The organism is Microbacterium sp. HSID17254, assembly GCF_003989315.1.
Lineage (GTDB): Bacteria > Actinomycetota > Actinomycetes > Actinomycetales > Microbacteriaceae > Microbacterium.
The window spans coordinates 1-19586 of record NZ_RBLT01000030.1 but is presented as its reverse complement, the minus strand read 5'-3'; the positions used below and the strand labels follow the sequence as shown (position 1 = coordinate 19586).

Annotated in this window: 16 protein-coding genes; all 16 read left to right on the top strand. The window is 71.0% G+C overall.

What is annotated here, in order from left to right:
- Positions 1–109 precede the first annotated feature (109 nt).
- The gene (locus tag D8M34_RS13990; protein WP_025103737.1) at positions 110–1156 is read left to right on the top strand and encodes a response regulator; all 1047 of its coding nucleotides are present in this window, start codon (positions 110–112) and stop codon (positions 1154–1156) included.
- Positions 1156–2145, top strand: coding sequence for an ATP-grasp domain-containing protein (locus tag D8M34_RS13985; protein ID WP_085606880.1), 990 nt, complete (start codon positions 1156–1158; stop codon positions 2143–2145). The genes D8M34_RS13990 and D8M34_RS13985 overlap by 1 nt, the downstream gene beginning before the upstream one ends.
- Positions 2142–2855 carry a PHP domain-containing protein gene (locus D8M34_RS13980; protein WP_025103739.1) on the top strand — a complete coding sequence of 238 codons (714 nt, stop codon included), beginning with the start codon at positions 2142–2144 and terminating at the stop codon, positions 2853–2855. Before D8M34_RS13985 ends, D8M34_RS13980 begins: the two co-directional genes overlap by 4 nt.
- Complete coding sequence (locus D8M34_RS13975) at positions 2855–4342, top strand: glycosyltransferase family 2 protein (RefSeq protein ID WP_025103740.1); 1488 nt, start codon at positions 2855–2857, stop codon at positions 4340–4342. Before D8M34_RS13980 ends, D8M34_RS13975 begins: the two co-directional genes overlap by 1 nt.
- Positions 4339–4482 carry a hypothetical protein gene (locus D8M34_RS19210; RefSeq protein ID WP_153245005.1) on the top strand — a complete coding sequence of 48 codons (144 nt, stop codon included), beginning with the start codon at positions 4339–4341 and terminating at the stop codon, positions 4480–4482. Before D8M34_RS13975 ends, D8M34_RS19210 begins: the two co-directional genes overlap by 4 nt.
- Positions 4479–4826 carry a response regulator gene (locus D8M34_RS13970; protein WP_025103741.1) on the top strand — a complete coding sequence of 116 codons (348 nt, stop codon included), beginning with the start codon at positions 4479–4481 and terminating at the stop codon, positions 4824–4826. Before D8M34_RS19210 ends, D8M34_RS13970 begins: the two co-directional genes overlap by 4 nt.
- Positions 4823–6643, top strand: coding sequence for a sensor histidine kinase (locus D8M34_RS13965; protein ID WP_126894303.1), 1821 nt, complete (start codon positions 4823–4825; stop codon positions 6641–6643). The genes D8M34_RS13970 and D8M34_RS13965 overlap by 4 nt, the downstream gene beginning before the upstream one ends.
- 33 nt (positions 6644–6676) lie before the next feature.
- Positions 6677–6922 (top strand): AbrB/MazE/SpoVT family DNA-binding domain-containing protein, encoded by a 246-nt coding sequence (locus tag D8M34_RS13960; protein WP_025103743.1) that lies wholly within the window; start codon positions 6677–6679, stop codon positions 6920–6922.
- A complete protein-coding gene (locus tag D8M34_RS13955; RefSeq protein WP_025103744.1) occupies positions 6919–7284 on the top strand; it encodes a type II toxin-antitoxin system VapC family toxin in 366 nt (121 codons plus the stop codon). Before D8M34_RS13960 ends, D8M34_RS13955 begins: the two co-directional genes overlap by 4 nt.
- 80 nt (positions 7285–7364) lie before the next feature.
- A complete protein-coding gene (locus D8M34_RS13950) occupies positions 7365–9053 on the top strand; it encodes an ABC-F family ATP-binding cassette domain-containing protein (protein ID WP_126894302.1) in 1689 nt (562 codons plus the stop codon).
- 45 nt (positions 9054–9098) lie between these two features.
- Positions 9099–10214 carry a GuaB3 family IMP dehydrogenase-related protein gene (locus tag D8M34_RS13945; protein ID WP_025103746.1) on the top strand — a complete coding sequence of 372 codons (1116 nt, stop codon included), beginning with the start codon at positions 9099–9101 and terminating at the stop codon, positions 10212–10214.
- 57 nt (positions 10215–10271) lie between these two features.
- The gene (locus D8M34_RS13940; protein WP_102208394.1) at positions 10272–11030 is read left to right on the top strand and encodes an SURF1 family protein; all 759 of its coding nucleotides are present in this window, start codon (positions 10272–10274) and stop codon (positions 11028–11030) included.
- A gap of 241 nt (positions 11031–11271) precedes the next feature.
- Complete coding sequence (locus D8M34_RS13935; RefSeq protein ID WP_126894301.1) at positions 11272–15912, top strand: ExeM/NucH family extracellular endonuclease; 4641 nt, start codon at positions 11272–11274, stop codon at positions 15910–15912.
- A 103-nt stretch (positions 15913–16015) separates the two neighbouring features.
- On the top strand, positions 16016–16528 hold the full coding sequence (locus D8M34_RS13930) for a DUF3817 domain-containing protein (protein ID WP_062635876.1): 513 nt from the start codon (positions 16016–16018) through the stop codon (positions 16526–16528).
- The gene (gene guaA / locus D8M34_RS13925; RefSeq protein WP_062635878.1) at positions 16525–18111 is read left to right on the top strand and encodes a glutamine-hydrolyzing GMP synthase; all 1587 of its coding nucleotides are present in this window, start codon (positions 16525–16527) and stop codon (positions 18109–18111) included. The genes D8M34_RS13930 and guaA overlap by 4 nt, the downstream gene beginning before the upstream one ends.
- Positions 18112–18119: 8 nt before the next feature.
- Positions 18120–19505 carry a glycosyltransferase gene (locus tag D8M34_RS13920; protein WP_126894300.1) on the top strand — a complete coding sequence of 462 codons (1386 nt, stop codon included), beginning with the start codon at positions 18120–18122 and terminating at the stop codon, positions 19503–19505.
- Positions 19506–19586 lie beyond the last annotated feature (81 nt).

Here is a 19586-nt window from a genome sequence, read left to right as displayed (position 1 = left end):
GCCAGAATCGACGTACCCCGCTCGACTTTCCCTGCGGCCCGGTGATGAAGGCACCGCGGTCGCACCGCCGAATCCCCTCGGCAGGGAATCTCCCCAAGGAGAGCTGTACATGGCTGAGGTCCCCCCTCGCATCCTCGTCGTCGACGACGACCACGACGTCGCCCTGCTCGTGAAGACCGTCCTGGAAAGGCGTGCGGGCTGCGTCGTCGATCTCGCGGACGACGGCCGGTCGGCGCTCGAGAAAGCTGCGGCGGTGAAACCCGACGTCGTCGTCACCGACATCGAGATGCCGGGACTCAGCGGCCTGGAGCTCCTCGCGGAGCTGCGCCGCCTCATGCCCACCGTGCCGGTCATCGTCATGACGGCGCACGTCTCGGTCGAGTACGCCGTCTCCGCGCTCCGGGCGCAGGCCGACGAGTTCCTCACCAAGCCGCTCGACAACGCCCGGCTCGTGGAGTCGGTCACCCGGCTCGTCGAGGAGTCCCGGCGCCGGACAGCGGAGGCGAAGACCGGTGAGGTCGTCCTCGCGATCGGAGCGCACCCGGACGACGTCGAGATCGGTGTCGGCGGCATCCTCGCAGCCCATGCGGCCGCCGGCGATCGCATCACCATCCTCACGCTCTCCCGCGGTGCGCGCGGCGGTGATGCGGACAGCCGCCAGCACGAGTCCCTCGCCGCCGCCGAGCAGGTGGGCGCCCGGCTGTTCGTGAAAGACCTGGTCGACACCGAGATCTCCGGTGGCGGGTCGACCGTCCGCCTCATCGAGGAGGTCGTGCAGGAGATCCAGCCGACCATCGTCTACACGCACTCGCACCATGACCGCCACCAGGATCACCGCGCGGTGAACGAGGCGACGATCGTCGCGACGCGCCGCGTCGGCACGGTCGCGTGCTACCAGAGCCCTTCCGCGACCATCGACTACCGGCCCACGCGCTTCGTCCGCATCGACCGCTTCCTCGACGACAAGCTGCGGCTGCTGGAGTGCTTCCAGTCCCAGGCCGCCGCGAACCGGGAGTACCTCGCGCCGGAGTTCGTCACGGCCACCGCCCGCTACTGGTCGCGGTTCGGCGGCGGCGTGGCCGTCGAGCCGCTGGAGGTCGTGCGCGAGACCGCCGAGTTCATCGGCGCCCATGAACTGACCCGACGGGAGAGCTGATGACGAAGCGCGTACTGGTCACCGGAGCCGGGGGCCCCGCCGGAGTCGCGGTGATCCGCTCCCTGCTGCGCCGGTCCGATCTGACGGTCTTCGCGGCCGACATGGACGGCTGGGCGAGCGGCATCTACCTCGTCCCGCCGGCGCAGCGTCGTCTGGTTCCCCCGGGGCGGGACGCGGACTTCGTGCCGGCGATCGCGCGGATGGTCGCCGAGGACGGTCTCGACCTCGTGGTCTCCACCGTCGACGTGGAGCTGATCGCGCTCGCGGACCGCCGGGACGAGCTGGCCCCCGCGGTCCTCGCCGCGCCGCCCGCCGACACGCTGCACACCGCCCTCGACAAGCTCGCCCTCGCGGCGCGCTGCGCGCCGACCGGTCGTGTGCCGCGCACCGTGCTCGCCGGCCCGGATGCCGCGGAGGTCGCGTGGGAGTTCCCCGTGTTCGCCAAGCCCCGGCAGGGGGCGGGCAGCCGCGGCGTGCGCCTCGTCCCCGACGCGGAGGCGCTCGCCGCCCTCCCCACGGATGAGGGGCTGATCGTGCAGGACTTCCTCCCCGGCGAGGAGTACTCGGTCGATGTGATCGCCGACGCCTCCGGTGGCGTGGTCGCGGCGGTGCCGCGCACCCGTGCCCGGGTGGACTCCGGGGTCGCGATCGCCGGCCGCACCCTCCGCGACCCCGAGCTCGAGGAGACCGCCGCCGCTATCGCGCGGGCGATCGGCCTCGTCGGCGTCGCCAACGTGCAGCTCCGCCGCGACCGGGACGGGCGGGCCGTGCTGCTCGAGGTCAACCCGCGCTTCCCCGGGGCGCTCCCGCTGACGATCGCCGCCGGGGTCGACATCCCGTCGCTCGTCGCCGATCTCTTCCTCGGCCGGGAGATCCCGGTGCAGGTGCCCTTCCGTGAGGTCGCCTCCGTGCGCTTCCTGGAGGACGTGATCGTCGAGGTCGACGACGTGCTCGTGTCGGCGCACGCCGGTCACCAGGAGGAGCTGTGAGTCATCCCGCCCTGCGCGGAGACCACCACGTCCACTCCACGTTCTCCGACGACGCGGTCTCCACCCTGGAGGAGAACGTCGCCGCGGCTGCGGCCGTCGGTCTCGACACCGTCCGTCTCGTCGACCACGTGCGGCAGGGCACGACCTGGGTGCCGGAGTACCTCGCCGCCGTCCGCGGCCTGTCCGTCCCGGACGGGCTGACCGTGCTCACCGGAGTGGAGGCGAAGATCCTCGACGCCTCGGGCGCGCTCGACATCCCGGCGCTTCCGGCGGGCATCGACCGGATCCTCATCGCCGATCATCAGTTCCCCGGCGTGGACGGGCCGCTCGGACCCACCGCGGTCCGCGAGCGCATCGCCGCGGGCTGGGCGCCGGCCGACGTCCTCGACCAGTTCGTGGACGCCGTCATCGCCACCATGCGCCGCCATCCGGGCAACCAGCTCGCGCACTGCTTCTCGATCCTGCCGAAGATCGGCCTCGCGGAGGAGGAGCTCGGGGGCGAGCGCCTCGACGCGTGGGCGCGAGCCGCCGCCGAGACGGACACGCTCGTCGAGGTCAACGAGAAATGGGTGTGCCCCGGGGCGGAGGCGCTGAACGCCCTGGAGCGCGCGGGCGCCGGCATCGTGGCCTCCACCGACAGCCACGTGGCCGCAGACGTCGGCCGGTATTCCCGCATCGTCCCGCTGCTCACCGGGACGGAAGGACGCTGATGCCCGAACTGACCTGGATCGAGACGGTCGTCGTCGTCATCCTCCTCCTCTGCGTGCTGATCGGCACGCTGCCGGTCGTCAACACCGGTCTGCAGTTCCTCATGCTGCCGCTGCACGCCTTCCGCAATCACTACGGCAAGGCCGCCCCGTACCACCCGAACGTGGCCGTGGTCATCCCGGCATGGAACGAGGGCCTCGTCATCGGCCCCGCGATCGAGCGGCTGCTCCAGCTCGAGTACCCCGCCGAGCGCCTCCGTGTCTTCGTCGTCGACGACGCCTCCACGGACGACACCCCGGCCATCGTGCAGCAGAAGGCGGCGACCTATCCGGGGCGGGTCGTCCACCTGCGACGCGAGAAGGGTGGCGAAGGCAAGGCGCACACGCTGAACCACGGCCTCGACGTCGTGCTCGCCGACCCGTGGACCGAGGCGGTGCTCATCATGGACGCCGACGTGATCTTCGCGCGCAACTCCCTGCGCAAGCTCACCCGGCACCTCGCGGACGAGGAGGTCGGGGCCGTCACGGCCTACATCGCGGAGGGCAGCAGGGACCGCAACTACCTCACCCGGTTCATCGCGATCGAGTACGTCATCGGCCAGCTCTCGGCACGGCGCACGCAGAACGTCGGGGGAGCGATCGCCTGCCTCGCCGGGGGCGCCCAGCTGCATTCCCGCGCGAACCTCGAGGCGATCGGCGGACGCATCCCGACGGGCACGCTCGCCGAGGACACCATGACGACCTTCGAGAGTCAGCTCCACGGCCGCCGGATGGTGTTCGAACCGCACGCCGTGGTGCTCGCCGAGGAGCCGCGGACGATCGACAGTCTCTGGAAGCAGCGGCTGCGCTGGGCGCGCGGCAACGTGCAGCTCACCTCGATCTACAAGAAGCTCTGGTTCCGTCCGAGTCGCGACCACAACCTGGGCAGCATCCCCTTCGGGCTGGCCTGGTTCACGATCCTGCTGATGCCGGCGCTCCTGCTCCTCGCCGCCACCGCGATGATCGTCCTCCTGCTCCTGCACAGCGACGTCGCGGAGTTCGTGTTCCGGTTCATGTGGATCGCCGCGGCGGCCATCTACATCTTCTCGATGCTCTACTCCGTCCAGCTCGATCCGCGCATCGGGCGGCAGTCCTGGCGCGAGGCGATCATGTTCCCAGGGCTCGGGGCGCTGATCCTCATGGCCCTGGCGCTGTTCCCCTGGGCCCTGGACGGTCTGATCGGCGCGGCGGGGCAGGAGTCGACGGAGCAGACGCGGGTGCTGTGGCTGATGGCGTTCGCCCTCTGGGGGCCGGTGTCGATGCTCGGCATCTGGCTCGCGCGGGCGGTCGAGCCGCTTCCGGCCGGACGCTTCTTCGCGGGCCTGCTGCTCTACGTCTGCGGGTACGGATCGCTGCTGTGCGCGATCACCGCCGACTCGTACCTCAAGGAGTGGCGTCGCGCGGACGCCTCCTGGATCAAGACCGAGAAGATCGGACGGGTCGACTCATGACCGACGCACCATCGCACGACGCCGAGGTGGAGGAGATCGCGGCCGACGCCCGGAAGGAGCGCCGCCTCATCCCGCAGGCGCTCATCTCCCTCGTCGTCGTGGTCGTGATCGTCGTCGTCCGAGAGCTGCTCCTGCGATGACCGGACGGCCGCTCGCCCTGGTCGTCGAGGACGCTCCGGATCAGGCGACCCTCCTGGGGCGGTACCTCGACCGGGAGGGCTTCGACGTGTTCGTCGCGCCCGATGCGGAGTCTGCCATCGCCGCCTTCCCGGACATCGACCCCCAGGTCGCCGTCCTGGACCTGCTGCTGCCCGGCATCTCCGGGCAGGCCTGCTGCCGCCTGATCCACGAACGCTATCCGGAGTGCTTCCTCATCGTCAGCTCGGTGCTGGATGTCGCGGAGTACCCGCCGGCGGACGCGGCCCTGCCGAAGCCGATCACCGGGGCCGACCTCCATCGCGCCGTGGAACGGGTTCCGCGATGAGGGCGACACCGCTGGAGCGCGCCGAGAACCGCTGGTACCGGGTCGTCGACAACCCGAACCCGATCATCAAGCAGGTCCCGACGCTCGTCGCCGCGGCGATCGCGGGCGTGATGACCTGGGCCATCCCCAGCCTGCCGTTCACCGATCTCACCCTCGCCCTCGCCGGCCTCGCGATCGTCCTCGTCGCGACGCTCCACGCCGGAGTGCTCAGCGCGTTGCACATCCGGGAGGGCTGGATCGTGCTCCTGGTCCCGATGGTCGACATCCTGGGACTGGGGCTCTTCCGCGCGGGGACGGGAGGGGCGGCCTCGCTCTTCAGCGCGCTCGTGCTGCTCCCCGTGATCTGGATCGCGGCGGCGCCCGGCATCCGCTGGGTCTTCGTCGTCGGCGCGTTCACGTCGCTCGCGCTCCTGATCCCCTACGTCATCGAACCGCCGACGAACGCGGTCGTGTGGCTCCGCGGCGTCGTCGGTCCTCTCGTCTTCGCGGCCGTCGCGGCCGTGGTGAACGAGCTCTCCCGGCAACAGCGCCTGCGGGTGCAGCAGGCGGAGGAGCTGGTCACGGAGCGGACCAAGGCGCTGTCCGAGAACGTCTCGATGATCGTGCAGCTGCGGCAGAAGGAGCACGAGTACCGCGTGCTGCTCGACTCGTTCGAGGGCCTGTGGGCGTCGATCACCGCGCAGGCCGTGATCGGCACCGATCGCGAGGGGCGCGTCACGGCCTGGAACCCCGGGGCTGTCCGCCTGCTCGGGCTCTCTCACGACGAGGCTCTCGACGACGTACGTGTCGATCGCTTCTTCTCGTCGTCGGCGTTGACCATGCTGGCCGAGGACACCGCCGCACGCGAGGGGGTCGCGCGCGCACCGCGCGTGCCCGGTGCGCCCGACGAGCGCGCGGACGTGCCGGAGGGCCTCTGCGAGCTCTTCGCCCAGGCGGACGCGGGGAACACGGTCGACGGCGACATCGAGGTCAAGACCGCGGGCGGCACGACGGTACCCGCCCGGGTGACCGTGACGCCGCACAAGGATCCGTCCGGCGCGCAGCAGGGCTACCTGTTCGTGCTCACCGATGAGACGAGAGCCGTCGAGGTCGCGCGCATGAAGGACGAGTTCGTGGGGATGATCTCCCATGAGCTGCGGACGCCGCTGAGCGCGATCATCGGCTTCCTCGACCTGCTGCAGAACGATCCGGGTCAGCCGCTGACGGAGGACCAGCAGGAGTTCGTCGGCATCATCGAGCGCAACGCGAAACGCCTGCTGAACCTCGTCGGCGACCTGCTCTTCACGGCGCAGGTGGAGTCGGGGCGCTTCCCCCTGGAACGGGACGAGGCGGACGTCGCGGCGCTCGTGCGTTCGGCCGTGGCCTCGGCGGGACCGCACGCGCAGCGCGAGGGGATCGAGCTGGACCTGCAGGTCGGGGACGAGCCGATCCCGCTGCTCGTCGATCCCGGTCGCCTCGGGCAGGCCGTGGACAACCTCCTCTCGAACGCCATCAAGTTCACCCCGCGCGGGGGTCGGGTGACGGCCGCCGTGCGTCGCCTCGACGGCGGGGTGCAGGTGGCCATCGCCGACACCGGGGTCGGGATCCCACAGGACGAGCAGCGCATGCTCTTCACCCGGTTCTTCCGGGCCTCGACGGCCACCCGCAACGCCGTGCCGGGGGTGGGGCTGGGGCTCACGATCACGCGGGCGATCGTGCTGGCCCACGGCGGGTCCATGGACGTGACCAGCGAGGAGGGGGTGGGTACCGAGTTCCGGTTCTTCCTCCCGGCGGCTCCCAAGACCGAGGTGCTGCAGACCCTCAGCCGCGCGGACTGACCACGCGAGGACGGGCAGTGGTATCGTGGGTTGATGGATACCACCTTCGTCGCTCCGATGGGAGACCGCGGCCGTCTGGTGATTCCGGCTGAGCTGCGCGCGCGGCAGCACTGGGATCAGGGCGTTCCCCTCCTGATGATCGAAGCGGAGGGTGGCGTCGTCCTCCTCACTCGCGAACAGGCGAAGGCGCTCATCCGCAGTCAGCTCGAGGGGCAGAGCGTCCTGGAGGCTCTGCTCGCCGAGCGCCGCGCGGCCGCTGCGCAGGACGACGCGGCGTGACGGTCCTCGACGCGTCGGCTGTGCTGGCATTCCTTCAGGACGAGCCCGGTGCCGCCCGCGTGGAGCAGGCTCTCGATGGCGGCGTCATCGGTGCGGCGAACTGGTCGGAGGTGGCCCAGAAGGTGCGCGCCGCCGGGGCCGACTGGGGCATCGCCTCCGGACTCCTCCTCAGCTATCGTCTGACGATCGAGCCCGTCTCGCATCGCGACGCGGAAAGGGCGGCAGCGCTCTGGGCCCGGGGCACCGGGCTCTCTCTCGGAGACCGGTTGTGCCTGGCGCTCGCCGAACGGATGGACGCGGCGGTGCTGACCGCGGACCGGGCATGGGGCGACGGCGGGCGCATCGAGCAGCTACGACCGTAGCTCGTCCCGGTCGTCGCGAAGCCCCGCGGACTGATAGCCTGGTCGGCTCGCTGTCCGCGGGCGGAAGGACGGCCACGCCTGTGGGGTACATCGACGCATCCGGGATCTCGCTGACGCTTCCCGATGGCAGACCGCTTCTCGACGAGGTGTCGTTCCGTGTCGGGGCGGGCTCGACGAGTGCTCTCATCGGACCGAACGGTGCGGGGAAGACGACGCTGCTGCGGATCATCCGCGGCGAGCAGCCGGCCGACGACGGGGTCGTGACCATCGACGGCGGACTCGGCGTCATGGACCAGTTCGTCGGACACGGCGAGCCGGGCCAGACCGTGCACGAGCTGCTCGTGCGGGTGGCTCCCACCCGCCTCCGTGCCGCCGCGGAGGCGCTGGAGGCCGCGGAGAACGCCCTCATCGACCGCGACGAGCACGACACCCAGATGGCCTACGCCTCCGCGATCGCCGAGTATGCGGACGCCGGCGGCTACGAGCACGAGACCGTGTGGGACCAGTGCACCATGGCGGCGCTCGGCGTGCCGTTCGAGCGGGCGCGCTACCGCGAGCTCACCTCCCTCTCCGGCGGCGAGCAGAAGCGGCTCGTCCTGGAAGCGCTGCTGCGCGGCCCGGACGAGGTGCTCCTGCTCGACGAGCCGGACAACTACCTCGACGTGCCGACCAAGCGGTGGCTCGAGGAGCGGCTGCGCGCCACCGACAAGACCGTGCTGCTGGTCTCGCACGACCGCGAGCTCCTCGCCAGGGCCGCCGATCGGCTGATCACGCTGGAGCCCGGCGCGGCGGGGTCGACCGCCTGGGTGCACGGCGGGAGCTTCGCCACCTATCACCAGGCGCGCACCGACCGGATGGATCGGCTCGATGAGCTGCGCCGGCGGTGGGACGAGCAGCACGAGAAGCTCCGCGTCCTCGTCGCGAACCTCAAGGTCAAGGCGGCCGCGAACGACGGCTTCGCGTCCCGCTACCAGGCGGCGCAGACGCGGCTGCGGAAGTTCGAGAAGGCGGGCCCGCCCGAGGAGCGGCCCCCGGCGCAGGAGTTCGACATGCGCCTCCGCGGCGCCAGGACCGGCAAGCGGGCCGTCGTCGCGGAGCGGCTGGAGCTGACCGGCCTCATGCGTCCGTTCGACACCGAGATCTGGTACGGCGACCGCGTCGGCGTGCTCGGCTCCAACGGCTCGGGCAAGTCGCACTTCCTGCGGCTGCTGGCCCGCGGTGGCACCGACCCGGACCCGTCCCTCGGGCACGTGACCGCGGCCGCGGAGGAGCTCCGTCCCGTCGCGCACACGGGGCGTGCGGTGCTGGGCGCCCGCGTGGTGCCGGGGCTCTTCGCGCAGACCCACGCGCACCCGGAGTTCGTCGGTCGCACCCTGCTCGAGATCCTGCACCGGGGAGACGACCTCCGTGACGGGATGCCCCGCGACGCGGCGAGTTCGGCTCTGGACAGATACGGCCTCGTCCGCCAGGCCCAGCAGCCGTTCGAATCGCTCTCCGGCGGACAGCAGGCGCGGTTCCAGGTGCTCCTGCTCGAGCTCTCCGGCGCGACCCTGCTCCTCCTCGACGAGCCCACCGACAACCTCGACCTGGAGTCGGCCGAGGCGCTGGAGGAGGCGCTCGGACGCTTCGAGGGCACCGTGGTGGCGGTCACGCACGACCGGTGGTTCGCGCGCTCCTTCGACCGGTTCCTCGTGTTCGGCACGGACGGCGAGGTCTACGAGTCCGACGAGCCGGTGTGGGACGAGCGGCGGGTGGCGCGTGCGCGCTGACCGCCGCGGAGGCCGCCGGGTGCCGGGTAGGCTGGACGGGTGACCATGGAGATCGAGCTCGGCCGAGGAAAGCGCGCGCGTCGCGCGTACACGTTCGACGACATCGCGGTGGTGCCCTCGCGGCGCACGCGCAACCCGGAGGACGTGTCCACCGCGTGGACGATCGACGCCTTCGGCTTCGAGATCCCGGTGCTCGGTGCGCCGATGGACTCGGTCGTCAGCCCGCGCACCGCGATCATGCTCGGGCAGCTCGGCGGTCTGGGGGTGCTCGATCTGGAGGGCCTCTGGACCCGCTACGAGGACCCGGAGCCGCTGCTCGCCGAGATCGCGGGCCTCGCGGAGGACCGGGCGACCGTGCGCATGCAGGAGCTCTACTCCGAGCCCATCAAGCCCGAGCTCATCACCCGCCGCCTCGCCGAGATCCGGGAGGCGGGCGTCACCGTCGCCGGCTCCCTCACTCCGCAGCGCACGCAGGAGTTCTACGACACCGTCGCCGCGGCCGGGGTCGACCTGTTCGTCATCCGCGGCACGACCGTCTCCGCGGAGCACGTGTCGAGCGTGGCGGAGCCGCTGAACCTCAAGAAGTTCATCTACGACCTCGACGTTCCGGTGATCGTGGGCGGAGCGGCGACCTACACCGCGGCGCTCCACCTCATGCGCACCGGCGCGGCCGGCGTGCTCGTGGGCTTCGGCGGCGGTGCGGCGTCCACCACCCGTGCCACCCTCGGCATCCACGCCCCCATGGCGACCGCGGTGTCGGACGTGGCGGCCGCGCGTCGGGACTACCTCGACGAGTCCGGCGGGCGCTACGTGCACGTGATCGCCGACGGCGGCGTCGGCACCTCGGGCGACATCGTGAAGGCGCTCGCCATGGGCGCCGACGCGGTCATGCTCGGTGTCGCCCTGGCCCGTGCCACGGACGCCCCCGGCCAGGGGTTCCACTGGGGTCCCGAGGCGCACCACCCCAAGCTCCCGCGCGGACGACGCGTCGAGGTGGGCGGCATCGGCACGCTGGAGGAGATCCTCTACGGCCCCGCTCCGGTCGCCGACGGCACCGCGAACCTCATCGGCGCGCTGCGCAAGTCGATGGCCACCACCGGATACTCCGACCTCAAGGAGTTCCAGCGGGTGGAGGTCGTGCTGGCTCCGTACGAGGCCTGAGGTCTCCGCATCACCGTGACCGCACCTGCTCCCTTCCCGCCGACCCTCCGTGAGGTAATGCTGCGGGGACGCTGGATCGCGATGCTGCTGCTGTGCCTGGTCGTCGCCGGCGTGTTCGCCTGGCTCGGCCAGTGGCAGCTGGAGCGGGCGATCGAGACCGATCCTCCGGCGCCGGGGGCGACCGAGCAGGTCCGACCGCTCGACGAGGTCGTGGAGCCGGGGGAGTACCTGCCCGAGCCCCTCGTCGGACAGCGCGTGGAGACCGAGGGCGTCTGGATCCCCGGAGACTTCCTCGTCGTGGGCAGCCGCTTCAACGACGGCGCCGAGGGGTACTGGGTCACCGGTCAGCTCCGCGTCGACGAGCGCGTCTCGCTGGCGGTGGCGATCGGCTGGGCGCCGGATCGCGAGGCCGCCGATGCCGCGGTGGAGCGCCTCGAAGCCGAGGCGGACGGCGGCGTGGTCCCCGTCGCCGGTCGCATCATCTCGGATGAGGGGCCGGCGGTGCCTCCGCGCTCGGATCCGGAGCAGATGGACCGGATGTCGCCGGCCGCTCTCTTGAGCCGCTGGCACGACACCGAGCAGCTCGACGTCTACCGTCCCTACCTGGCCTCCACGACCGCGACCGCGGGACTCGTGGACATCGCCTCCCCGGCGCCCGACGAGCAGTCGCCGGTCAACTGGCTCAACGTGTTCTACGCCGCCGAGTGGGTCATCTTCGCCGGCTTCGCGTTCTACCTCTGGTACCGCCTGGCGAAGGACGCCTGGGAGCGCGAGGTGGAGGAGTTCGACGAGGCGCAGGGCTCCGCGGCTCCCTGACACCCGCTGCGCATCCGCGCGTCGGATGCTGCGCTTCTGCGCGTCGGGTCGGCCCGGTGTGAACCTTCGTCAGGGGGTGTCGCGGCCATTCGGTGAGCGCTCGGTGACCAATGGGAAAACTCCGTTGAGGATGTCCGAACCGCTCCGTATGCTCGCTCCATGTGCGCACGCTGGGAGTTCCCGATGTGTGCGATGACAGCGTCCTGAGCAGCGCCGGAACACGATCGAGGAGACAGCACCGATGATGTCCGCTCCTGAGCACGGGGAGACCCTGACCCCCGTCTCGCACCGCAGAATCCGAGGGCGCGTGGGCGCTCTCGCCGCGACGTGCGTCGCCGCCCTGAGCCTCGGCTCGCTGGTGGCCGCGCCCGCGTCGGCGAACACCGACGGCACCGGGGTGGTGATCAACGAGGCGTATCTGTCCGGCGGCAGCGCCGGGGCGGCGTTCACGAACAAGTTCGTGGAGCTGTACAACCCGACGACGGCGCCCGTCACCCTGGACGGCCTGTCCCTGCAGTACCGCTCCGCGACCGGGACCGGCGCCTTCAACGGCGTCGCACCGCTGAAGGGGACGATCCCCGCGGGCGGCTACTTCCTCGTGCAGGGGAACAGCAACGGCACCAACGGCGCCGCCCTCCCGACCCCCGACGCCACGACGACGCTGAGCCCGAGCGGCACCAACGGCACGCTGGCCCTCGTCGAGGGCACCGCGGCGGTCACCCTGACTCCCGGCTCGACGGTCGGCGTCGACGGCGTGATCGACCTCCTCGGCTACGGCACCTCGAACACCTTCGAGACGGCGGCCGCCGCCGCCTCCACGAGCAACACCGACGTCCGGTCGCTGAACCGCACGGACGGCGCGGACGCGGACGACAACAAGACGGACTTCGCGCTGTCGGCGACCATCACCCCGCAGAACTCCGGCGGCACCGATCCCGGCACCGACCCGGGCGAGGAGCCGGGGACGGAGCCCACGACCGCCACGATCGCCGAGGTCCAGGGCACCGGCGACGTCTCGCCGCTGGCCGGACAGCGCGTCCGCGTCGAGGGCGTCGTCACCGCCGATCACCGGACGGGCGGCTACAAGGGCATCGTGATCCAGACGCAGGGTTCGGGCGGCGAGACCGACGCGACTCCCGGCGCCTCGGATGGCGTCTTCGTCTTCCTGAACGCGCTCGCGCCCACGCTCGAGATCGGCGACCTCGTCTCGGTGACCGGCACCGTGAGCGAGTACTACGGCCAGACCCAGATCGCTCCCGCCGCGGTGGCCGACGTCTCCGTCGTCACCGCCGGTGTGGGCGTGCCGGCCCTCACGCCGCTCCCGGACACCGTGCGCGGTGCCGACCGCGAGCAGTACGAGAACATGTACGTCGCCCCGACCGGCACCTACCGGCTCGCGTCGAGCCACCAGCTGTACAACTACGGGGCGCTGTGGCTGAACGCCGGCGACGACCTCAACGTCAAGAGCACCGAGACCACGCGTCCCGGGGCCGACGCGGCCGCCATCGCGGCCGAGAACCGCGCCAACCGCATCCTGCTCGACGACGCCTGGTCCATCCAGGTGACCAACAACGGCCACCCGGGCCAGCAGCCGTACTTCACGGAGGACACGGTGGTCCGCAACGGCGACACCGTCGACTTCGGGTCCAACGGCTACGTGCTCCAGTGGGGCTTCGACGACTGGCGCCTGCAGCCGGTCGTCCCGATCGACGACGCCTCCCCGGCGGAGCGCAAGGTCACCTTCGAGCCGACGAACCCGCGCCCCGAGAAGGCCCCCGAGGTGGGCGGCGACGCGCAGGTGGCGTCGTTCAACGTCTACAACTACTTCACGACGCTGAAGAGCGAGAACGCGGACGCCCGCGGTGCGGCGAACGCCGCCCAGTTCGCGATCCAGAAGTCCAAGATCGTCTCGGCCATCAACGGCCTCGACGCGGAGATCGTGGCGCTGATGGAGATCGAGAACTCGGTCAAGCTCGGCAAGCCCGTCGACACCGCCCTGAAGGATCTCGTCGCCGGCCTCAACGCCGACGCGGGCTCGGACGTGTGGGACTACGTGCGCACGCCGAAGGCGCTGCAGGACCCGGCGACGACGGACTACATCACCAACGCGATCATCTTCAAGAAGGACGCCGTCAGCACGGTGGGCGACAGCGCCACCGTCACCGACGAGTCGGTGTGGGGCAACGCCCGCGAGCCGATCGCGCAGGCGTTCGACATCGACGGCCGCGTCGTCACCGTCGTCGCCAACCACCTGAAGTCGAAGTCCCCGCCGCAGGGTGCCGGCGCGGAGCCGGCCGACGGCCAGGGGTTCTTCAACGCCGACCGGGTGAAGCAGGCGCAGGCCATCCTCGCCTTCACGGATGAGCTGGCCGAGAGCAGCGGCAGCAGCGACATGCTGCTGATCGGCGACTTCAACGCCTACGGGCAGGAAGACCCGATCGACGTGTTCACCTCGCAGGGGTGGAGCGACGTGGCCGCCGACAAGGCCGCAGGGCAGTACACGTACACGTTCGACGGGGAGCTCGGCTCGCTCGACCACGTGATCGCCTCGCCGTCGCTCGTCTCCTCGATCACGGGCGCCGGTGTGTGGGGCATCAACTCGCCGGAGTGGAGCGACCGCGGCTACGCGTTCGGCGCCACCGAGGAGGGCACCCCGTACCGGTCCAGCGACCACGACCCGATCCTCGTCGGCGTCTCCTCGGAGGTCCCGCCGGTGAACATCGACGTCGTGACGGTGAACGACTTCCACGGCCGTATCGAGGCCGACGGGGCCGCGGCCGGCGCCGCCGTGCTCGCGGGGGCGGTGCAGCAGTTCCGTGCGGCGAACCCGAACACGATCTTCGCCGGAGCCGGCGACCTCATCGGTGCGTCGACGTTCACCTCCTTCATCAACGACGACAACCCGACCATCGACGCGCTCAACGCCGCCGGCCTGGACGTGAGCGCCGCGGGCAACCACGAGTTCGATCAGGGCTGGGAAGACCTGCGCGACCGGGTGCAGGAGCGCGCGGACTGGGAGTACATCTCCTCGAACGTGTTCCTCACGGAGACCGGTGAGCCCGCGCTCGCCCCGGCCTGGGTCAAGGAGCTCGACGGCGTGCGCGTCGGCTTCGTGGGCGCCGTCACGGAGGATCTCGACTCGCTCGTCTCGCCCGAAGGCATCGCGGATCTCGAGGTGCGCAGCATCGTCGACTCCGTGAACGCCGTGGCCGACGACCTGCGCGACGGGGACCCGGCCAACGGCGAAGCGGACGTCGTGATCCTGCTCGTGCACGAGGGTGCGGAGAGCACCGCGCTGTCCGCGATCACCGAGGACTCGCCGCTGGGCGAGATCGTCTACGGAGTCGACGACGACGTGGACGCGATCGTCTCGGCGCACACGCACCTCGCCTATAACCACGTCATCGACGGCCGGCCGGTCGTCTCGGCGGGGCAGTACGGCGAGAACCTCGGCCTCATGAACATCCAGGTCGACCCGAAGACGAAGGAGCTGCTCTCGATCACCAACGAGATCAAGCCCCTCACGTCCGCAGGCAAGCCGCTGTACCCGGCGGTGCCGGAGGTGCAGGCCATCGTCGACAAGGCGAAGGCGGAGGCCGACGTGCTGGGAGCGGTCAAGGTGGGCGACATCACCGCCGACTTCAACCGCGCGCGGCAGACCAACGGCTCGGAGAACCGCGGTGGCGAGTCCACCATCGGCAACTTCGTCGCCGACGTGCAGAAGTGGTCCACGGGTGCGGACATCGCTCTCATGAACCCCGGTGGCATCCGTGCCAACCTGACCTACGCGTCGAGCAACCCCGAGGACCCCGACGGCAACGTCACCTATCGGGAGGCGGCGACCGTCCAGCCCTTCGCCAACACGCTCGTCACGCTGACCCTCACCGGCACGCAGCTGAAGGGTGTGCTGGAGGAGCAGTGGCAACCCGCCGGATCGGCCCGACCGTTCCTCAAGCTCGGCGTCTCCGAGGGTCTGGTCTACACGTACGACCCGACGGCGGCCGCGGGTTCGCGGATCACCTCGATCACGCTGAACGGCACCGCGATCGACCCGAACGGGGAGTACACGGTGGCGGCGAACTCCTTCCTCGCGGCGGGCGGCGACAACTTCGCCACCTTCAAGGAGGGGGCGGGCAAGCGGGACACCGGCAAGATCGACCTCCAGTCGATGGTCGACTGGTTCGATGCGAACAAGACGGCCTCGCCGGACCTCGCCCAGCGTGCGGTCGGTGTGACCGTCAGTCCGGCGGACGCCGACGGCTACCGCGCCGGCGACCAGGTGACGGTCTCGCTCTCCTCGCTGGCGTTCAGCGGTGGTGAGGCGGCGCCGGGAGCGGTCACGCTGTCGCTCGGCGACACCCAGCTCGCGGCCGGCACGGTCGACCCGACCATCGTGGACACCACCGACGAGGGCGGCCGCGCCACCCTCACCTTCACGGTGCCGTCCGGGGTGTTCGGCGAGCAGCAGCTCACGGTCGAGGTCCCGGCGACGGGCACGACGGTGCAGGTGCCGTTCACGATCGCCGGCGAGGAGGAGTTCGCGGGGACCATCGCGCTCGGCTCCTCGAAGGTGGCCGCGGGCAAGAAGCTCGACGTCACCGGCGAGGGCTACCAGCCCGGCGAGACCGTCACGGTGGAGCTCCGGCCGAAGAAGGGCCAGGGCGTCCAGGTGGGCACGGTGCAGGTCCGGCAGGACGGCACCTTCAGCACCTCGGTGACGGTGCCGAAGAACGCCCAGCCCGGCAAGTACACCGTCGCGGTGGCGCAGGCCGACGGGGACGAGGCCACGGCCACCGTCACCGTCAACCGCGCCGGCGGCATCGGCGGGATCATCAAGGACATCGTCGACTGGCTGTGGGACCTCCTGACCGGATGGTTCTGATGCCGATCGGCGGATGACGAGGCGGAGGCCGTCGGGGAGACCCGGCGGCCTCCGTCGTTTCCGCGGGGTCGGGGCGTCGCCCGCCGCCGACTAGACTGGGGGCATGCCCGAACCGAAAGTCGCCAGCTTTCCGGCGATCCGCGGTGCGCTGAAGTTCTACCAGATCGCGTCGATCATCACGGGAGTCATGCTGCTCCTGCTGCTCGCCGAGATGGTGCTGAAGTACACGCCGATCCACCTCGAGCTCTTCGCCGGAGGATCGGGCGGCCCGCTCTGGTTCGCCGGCGTCATCGCGGGGCCGGACTGCCAGTGGTGGTCGCTGTTCGCGCCGTGGACGAACTCGTGCGAGATGACCTCCCTCGGGGACGGCTTCAACATCTCGCTGTTCATCCTCGTCGCCCACGGCTGGTTCTACGTCGTCTACCTCTTCGCGTGCTTCCGCATGTGGAGCCTGATGCGCTGGCCGTTCCGCCGGTTCATCCTCCTCGCCCTCGGCGGCGTCATCCCGCTGCTGTCGTTCTTCATGGAGGCGATCGTCGCCCGTGAAGTCAAGACCTATCTCGCCACCCGGGAGGCCGCCGAGGCCTCCGCGATCGCCCCGGAAGGTGTCCGTTGACCGAACAGTCCGAGACCCAGCAGCGCCCCGCGCTCGTCGTCGACTTCGGCGCCCAGTACGCGCAGCTCATCGCCCGCCGCGTCCGCGAGGCCGGCGTCTACAGCGAGATCGTGCCGCACACCGCCACGGCCGAGGAGATCGCCGCCAAGAACCCCGTCGCGATCATCCTCTCCGGCGGACCTTCGTCGGTGTACGAGGAGGGCGCGCCGAAGCTCGACCCGTCGGTCTTCGACCTCGGCGTCCCCACGCTCGGCATCTGCTACGGCTTCCAGTACATGGCCCAGACCCTCGGCGGCGAGGTCGCGCACACCGGCCTCCGCGAGTACGGCGCCACGGATGCCGTCATCTCCGGTGACGGCGGCACGCTGCTCAGCGGGCAGCCGACCGAGCAGAACGTGTGGATGAGCCATGGCGACCAGGTCGCGAAGGCACCGGAGGGCTTCGAGGTGCTCGCGACGACGGAGGCCACGAAGGTCGCCGCCTTCGCGAACGAGGAGCGCGGCTTCTACGGCGTGCAGTGGCACCCGGAGGTCAAGCACTCGGATCACGGTCAGCGCGTGCTCGAGAACTTCCTCCACAAGGGCGCGGGCCTCGCGTCCGACTGGAACCCCGACAACGTGATCGCCGAGCAGATCGAGCGCATCCGCGAGCAGGTCGGCGACGCCCGGGTCATCTCCGCGCTGTCCGGCGGCGTGGACTCCGCCGTCTCGACCGCTCTCGTGCACAAGGCCATCGGCGACCAGCTCACGGCCGTCTTCGTCGACCACGGTCTCCTCCGCAAGGGCGAGCGCGAGCAGGTCGAGAAGGACTACGTCGAGTCCACCGGTGTGCGGCTCATCACGGTCGACGCCGCGGAGACCTTCCTCGGTCACCTCCAGGGCGTGACCGACCCCGAGGAGAAGCGCAAGATCATCGGCCGCGAGTTCATCCGCGCGTTCGAGAAGGTGCAGCTCGACCTCGTGGAGGAGGCGAAGGCCGACGGCGGCGCCCCGGTGAAGTTCCTCGTGCAGGGCACGCTCTACCCGGACGTGGTGGAGTCGGGCGGCGGTGCGGGCACCGCCAACATCAAGTCGCACCACAACGTGGGCGGTCTTCCGGACGACCTCGACTTCGAGCTCATCGAGCCGCTGCGGGCCCTGTTCAAGGACGAGGTCCGCGCGATCGGCCGCGAGCTCGGCATCCCCGAGGCGATCGTCGGGCGTCAGCCGTTTCCGGGGCCCGGTCTCGGCATCCGGATCATCGGTGAGGTCACCGCTGACCGTCTCGAGATCCTGCGTGAGGCCGACGCCATCGCCCGCGAGGAGCTGACCAAGGCCGGCCTCGACCAGGAGATCTGGCAGTGCCCGGTCGTGCTCCTCGCCGACGTGCGCTCGGTGGGCGTGCAGGGCGACGGCCGCACCTACGGCCACCCGATCGTGCTGCGTCCGGTCTCCAGCGAGGACGCGATGACCGCCGACTGGACCCGTCTGCCGTACGACGTGCTCTCGAAGATCTCGAACCGGATCACCAACGGCGTCCGCGACGTCAACCGGGTCGTGCTGGACGTCACGTCGAAGCCGCCGGGAACGATCGAGTGGGAGTAGGGGGCGCGATGCCCCCGGTCTCGGCACCGGTCCTCCCGGACGCCGAGTACCTGGTGCTGTCCAGCCGTCTGATCCCCGGGCTGGACGGCGGGTACACGATCGCGACGCTCGCGCGAGCCCGGCTGCTCGCCGGAGCGGGCGCCGGCGAGGGCCGGGGTCCGCAGCTGCTTACCTTCGATCCGGGGACGATCGCCGATCACGCCGAGCATCGCCGCGTGTTCGCCGACCGCGGCGCGCTCGCGGACCCGGATCGTCTGCGGAACCTCTTCGACGAGGCCGTCGCCCCGGAGGGCGGAGCCGCCGCCTGGCTGCGGGACGCGGCTGATGACGCGGTGACGGCCGACCCCGACGTGGAGTACCGGGTGCTCGCGGACCCGGAGGGTCGTCCCTTCGTGGCCCTCCCGGTGATCCCCGGCGACCCGGACTGGCACCTCACGGACGAGCCCGTCCTCGTCCACGACGAGAGCGGTGCGGTCGTCGGGGCGTTGCACGGCTTCCGCGGGCTCTACGGTGCCTGGCTCGACCACGTCACGGCGGCGCTGGGCGACCGGCCGATCGTCGTGATCTGCGAATCGCGTCAGCTCGGCGAACTGGTCGCCGACTGGGGCGACCCGCGCGTGCGCATCCTGCACCCCATCCACACCATGCACGTCGAGGCTCCCTACACGCCGGACGCACCCATGAACACGCTCTGGACGCGGTGGTTCCGCCTGGCCGACCGCTTCGACGCGGTGATCTGGCCGACGGCCACGCAGCGCGACGACGTGGTGGCGCGATTCGGCTCCTCCGCGAACCACGTCGTGGTGCCGAACCCCATCGAGCCCGTGGAACGTCGGGAGAGTCTGCGCGAGGACGGCCTCGTCGTCGTGCTGGGCCGACTCGCGGCGGGCAAGCGCGTCGACCACGCGATCCGCGCCTTCCTGGCGGCGGACGTGCCGGGCACCCGGATGGAGATCTGGGGCACGGGTGCGGAGGAGCAGCGGCTGGCGGCGCTGATCGCCGAGCTCGACGGCGCCGAGCGCGTGCGGCTCTGCGGGTACACCGCCGATCCGGCGACCGTGCTCGATCGTGCGTCCGTCCTGGTGACCTCGACCGCGTTCGAGGGACAGCCGCTCGGCGTGGTCGAGGCGCTGCTGCACGGCACCCCTGTGGTGTCGTACGACGTGCGGTACGGCATCCGCGATGTGCTCGGCGCCGGCGGAGGTGTGCTCGTGCCCGCCGGTGACGTCACGGCGCTGGGGGAGGCCCTGCGGGACCTCCTGACCGATCCGGACCGGCTCGCGGCACTCCGTGCGGAGGCGCCGCTCGTCGCGGCGGCGTGGAGCCCGGCGCGCTCCGTGGAGGCGCTGACCGCGACGATCGCCGCGGCCGTCCGCGCTCCCTCGCGGCGCTGACCGTCCGCGACCCGGTCGACCGCCGGGGAGTCGCGGACGACGCCCCGGCGGTCGACGGTCCTATCGCGTGCGCCGCCGGAA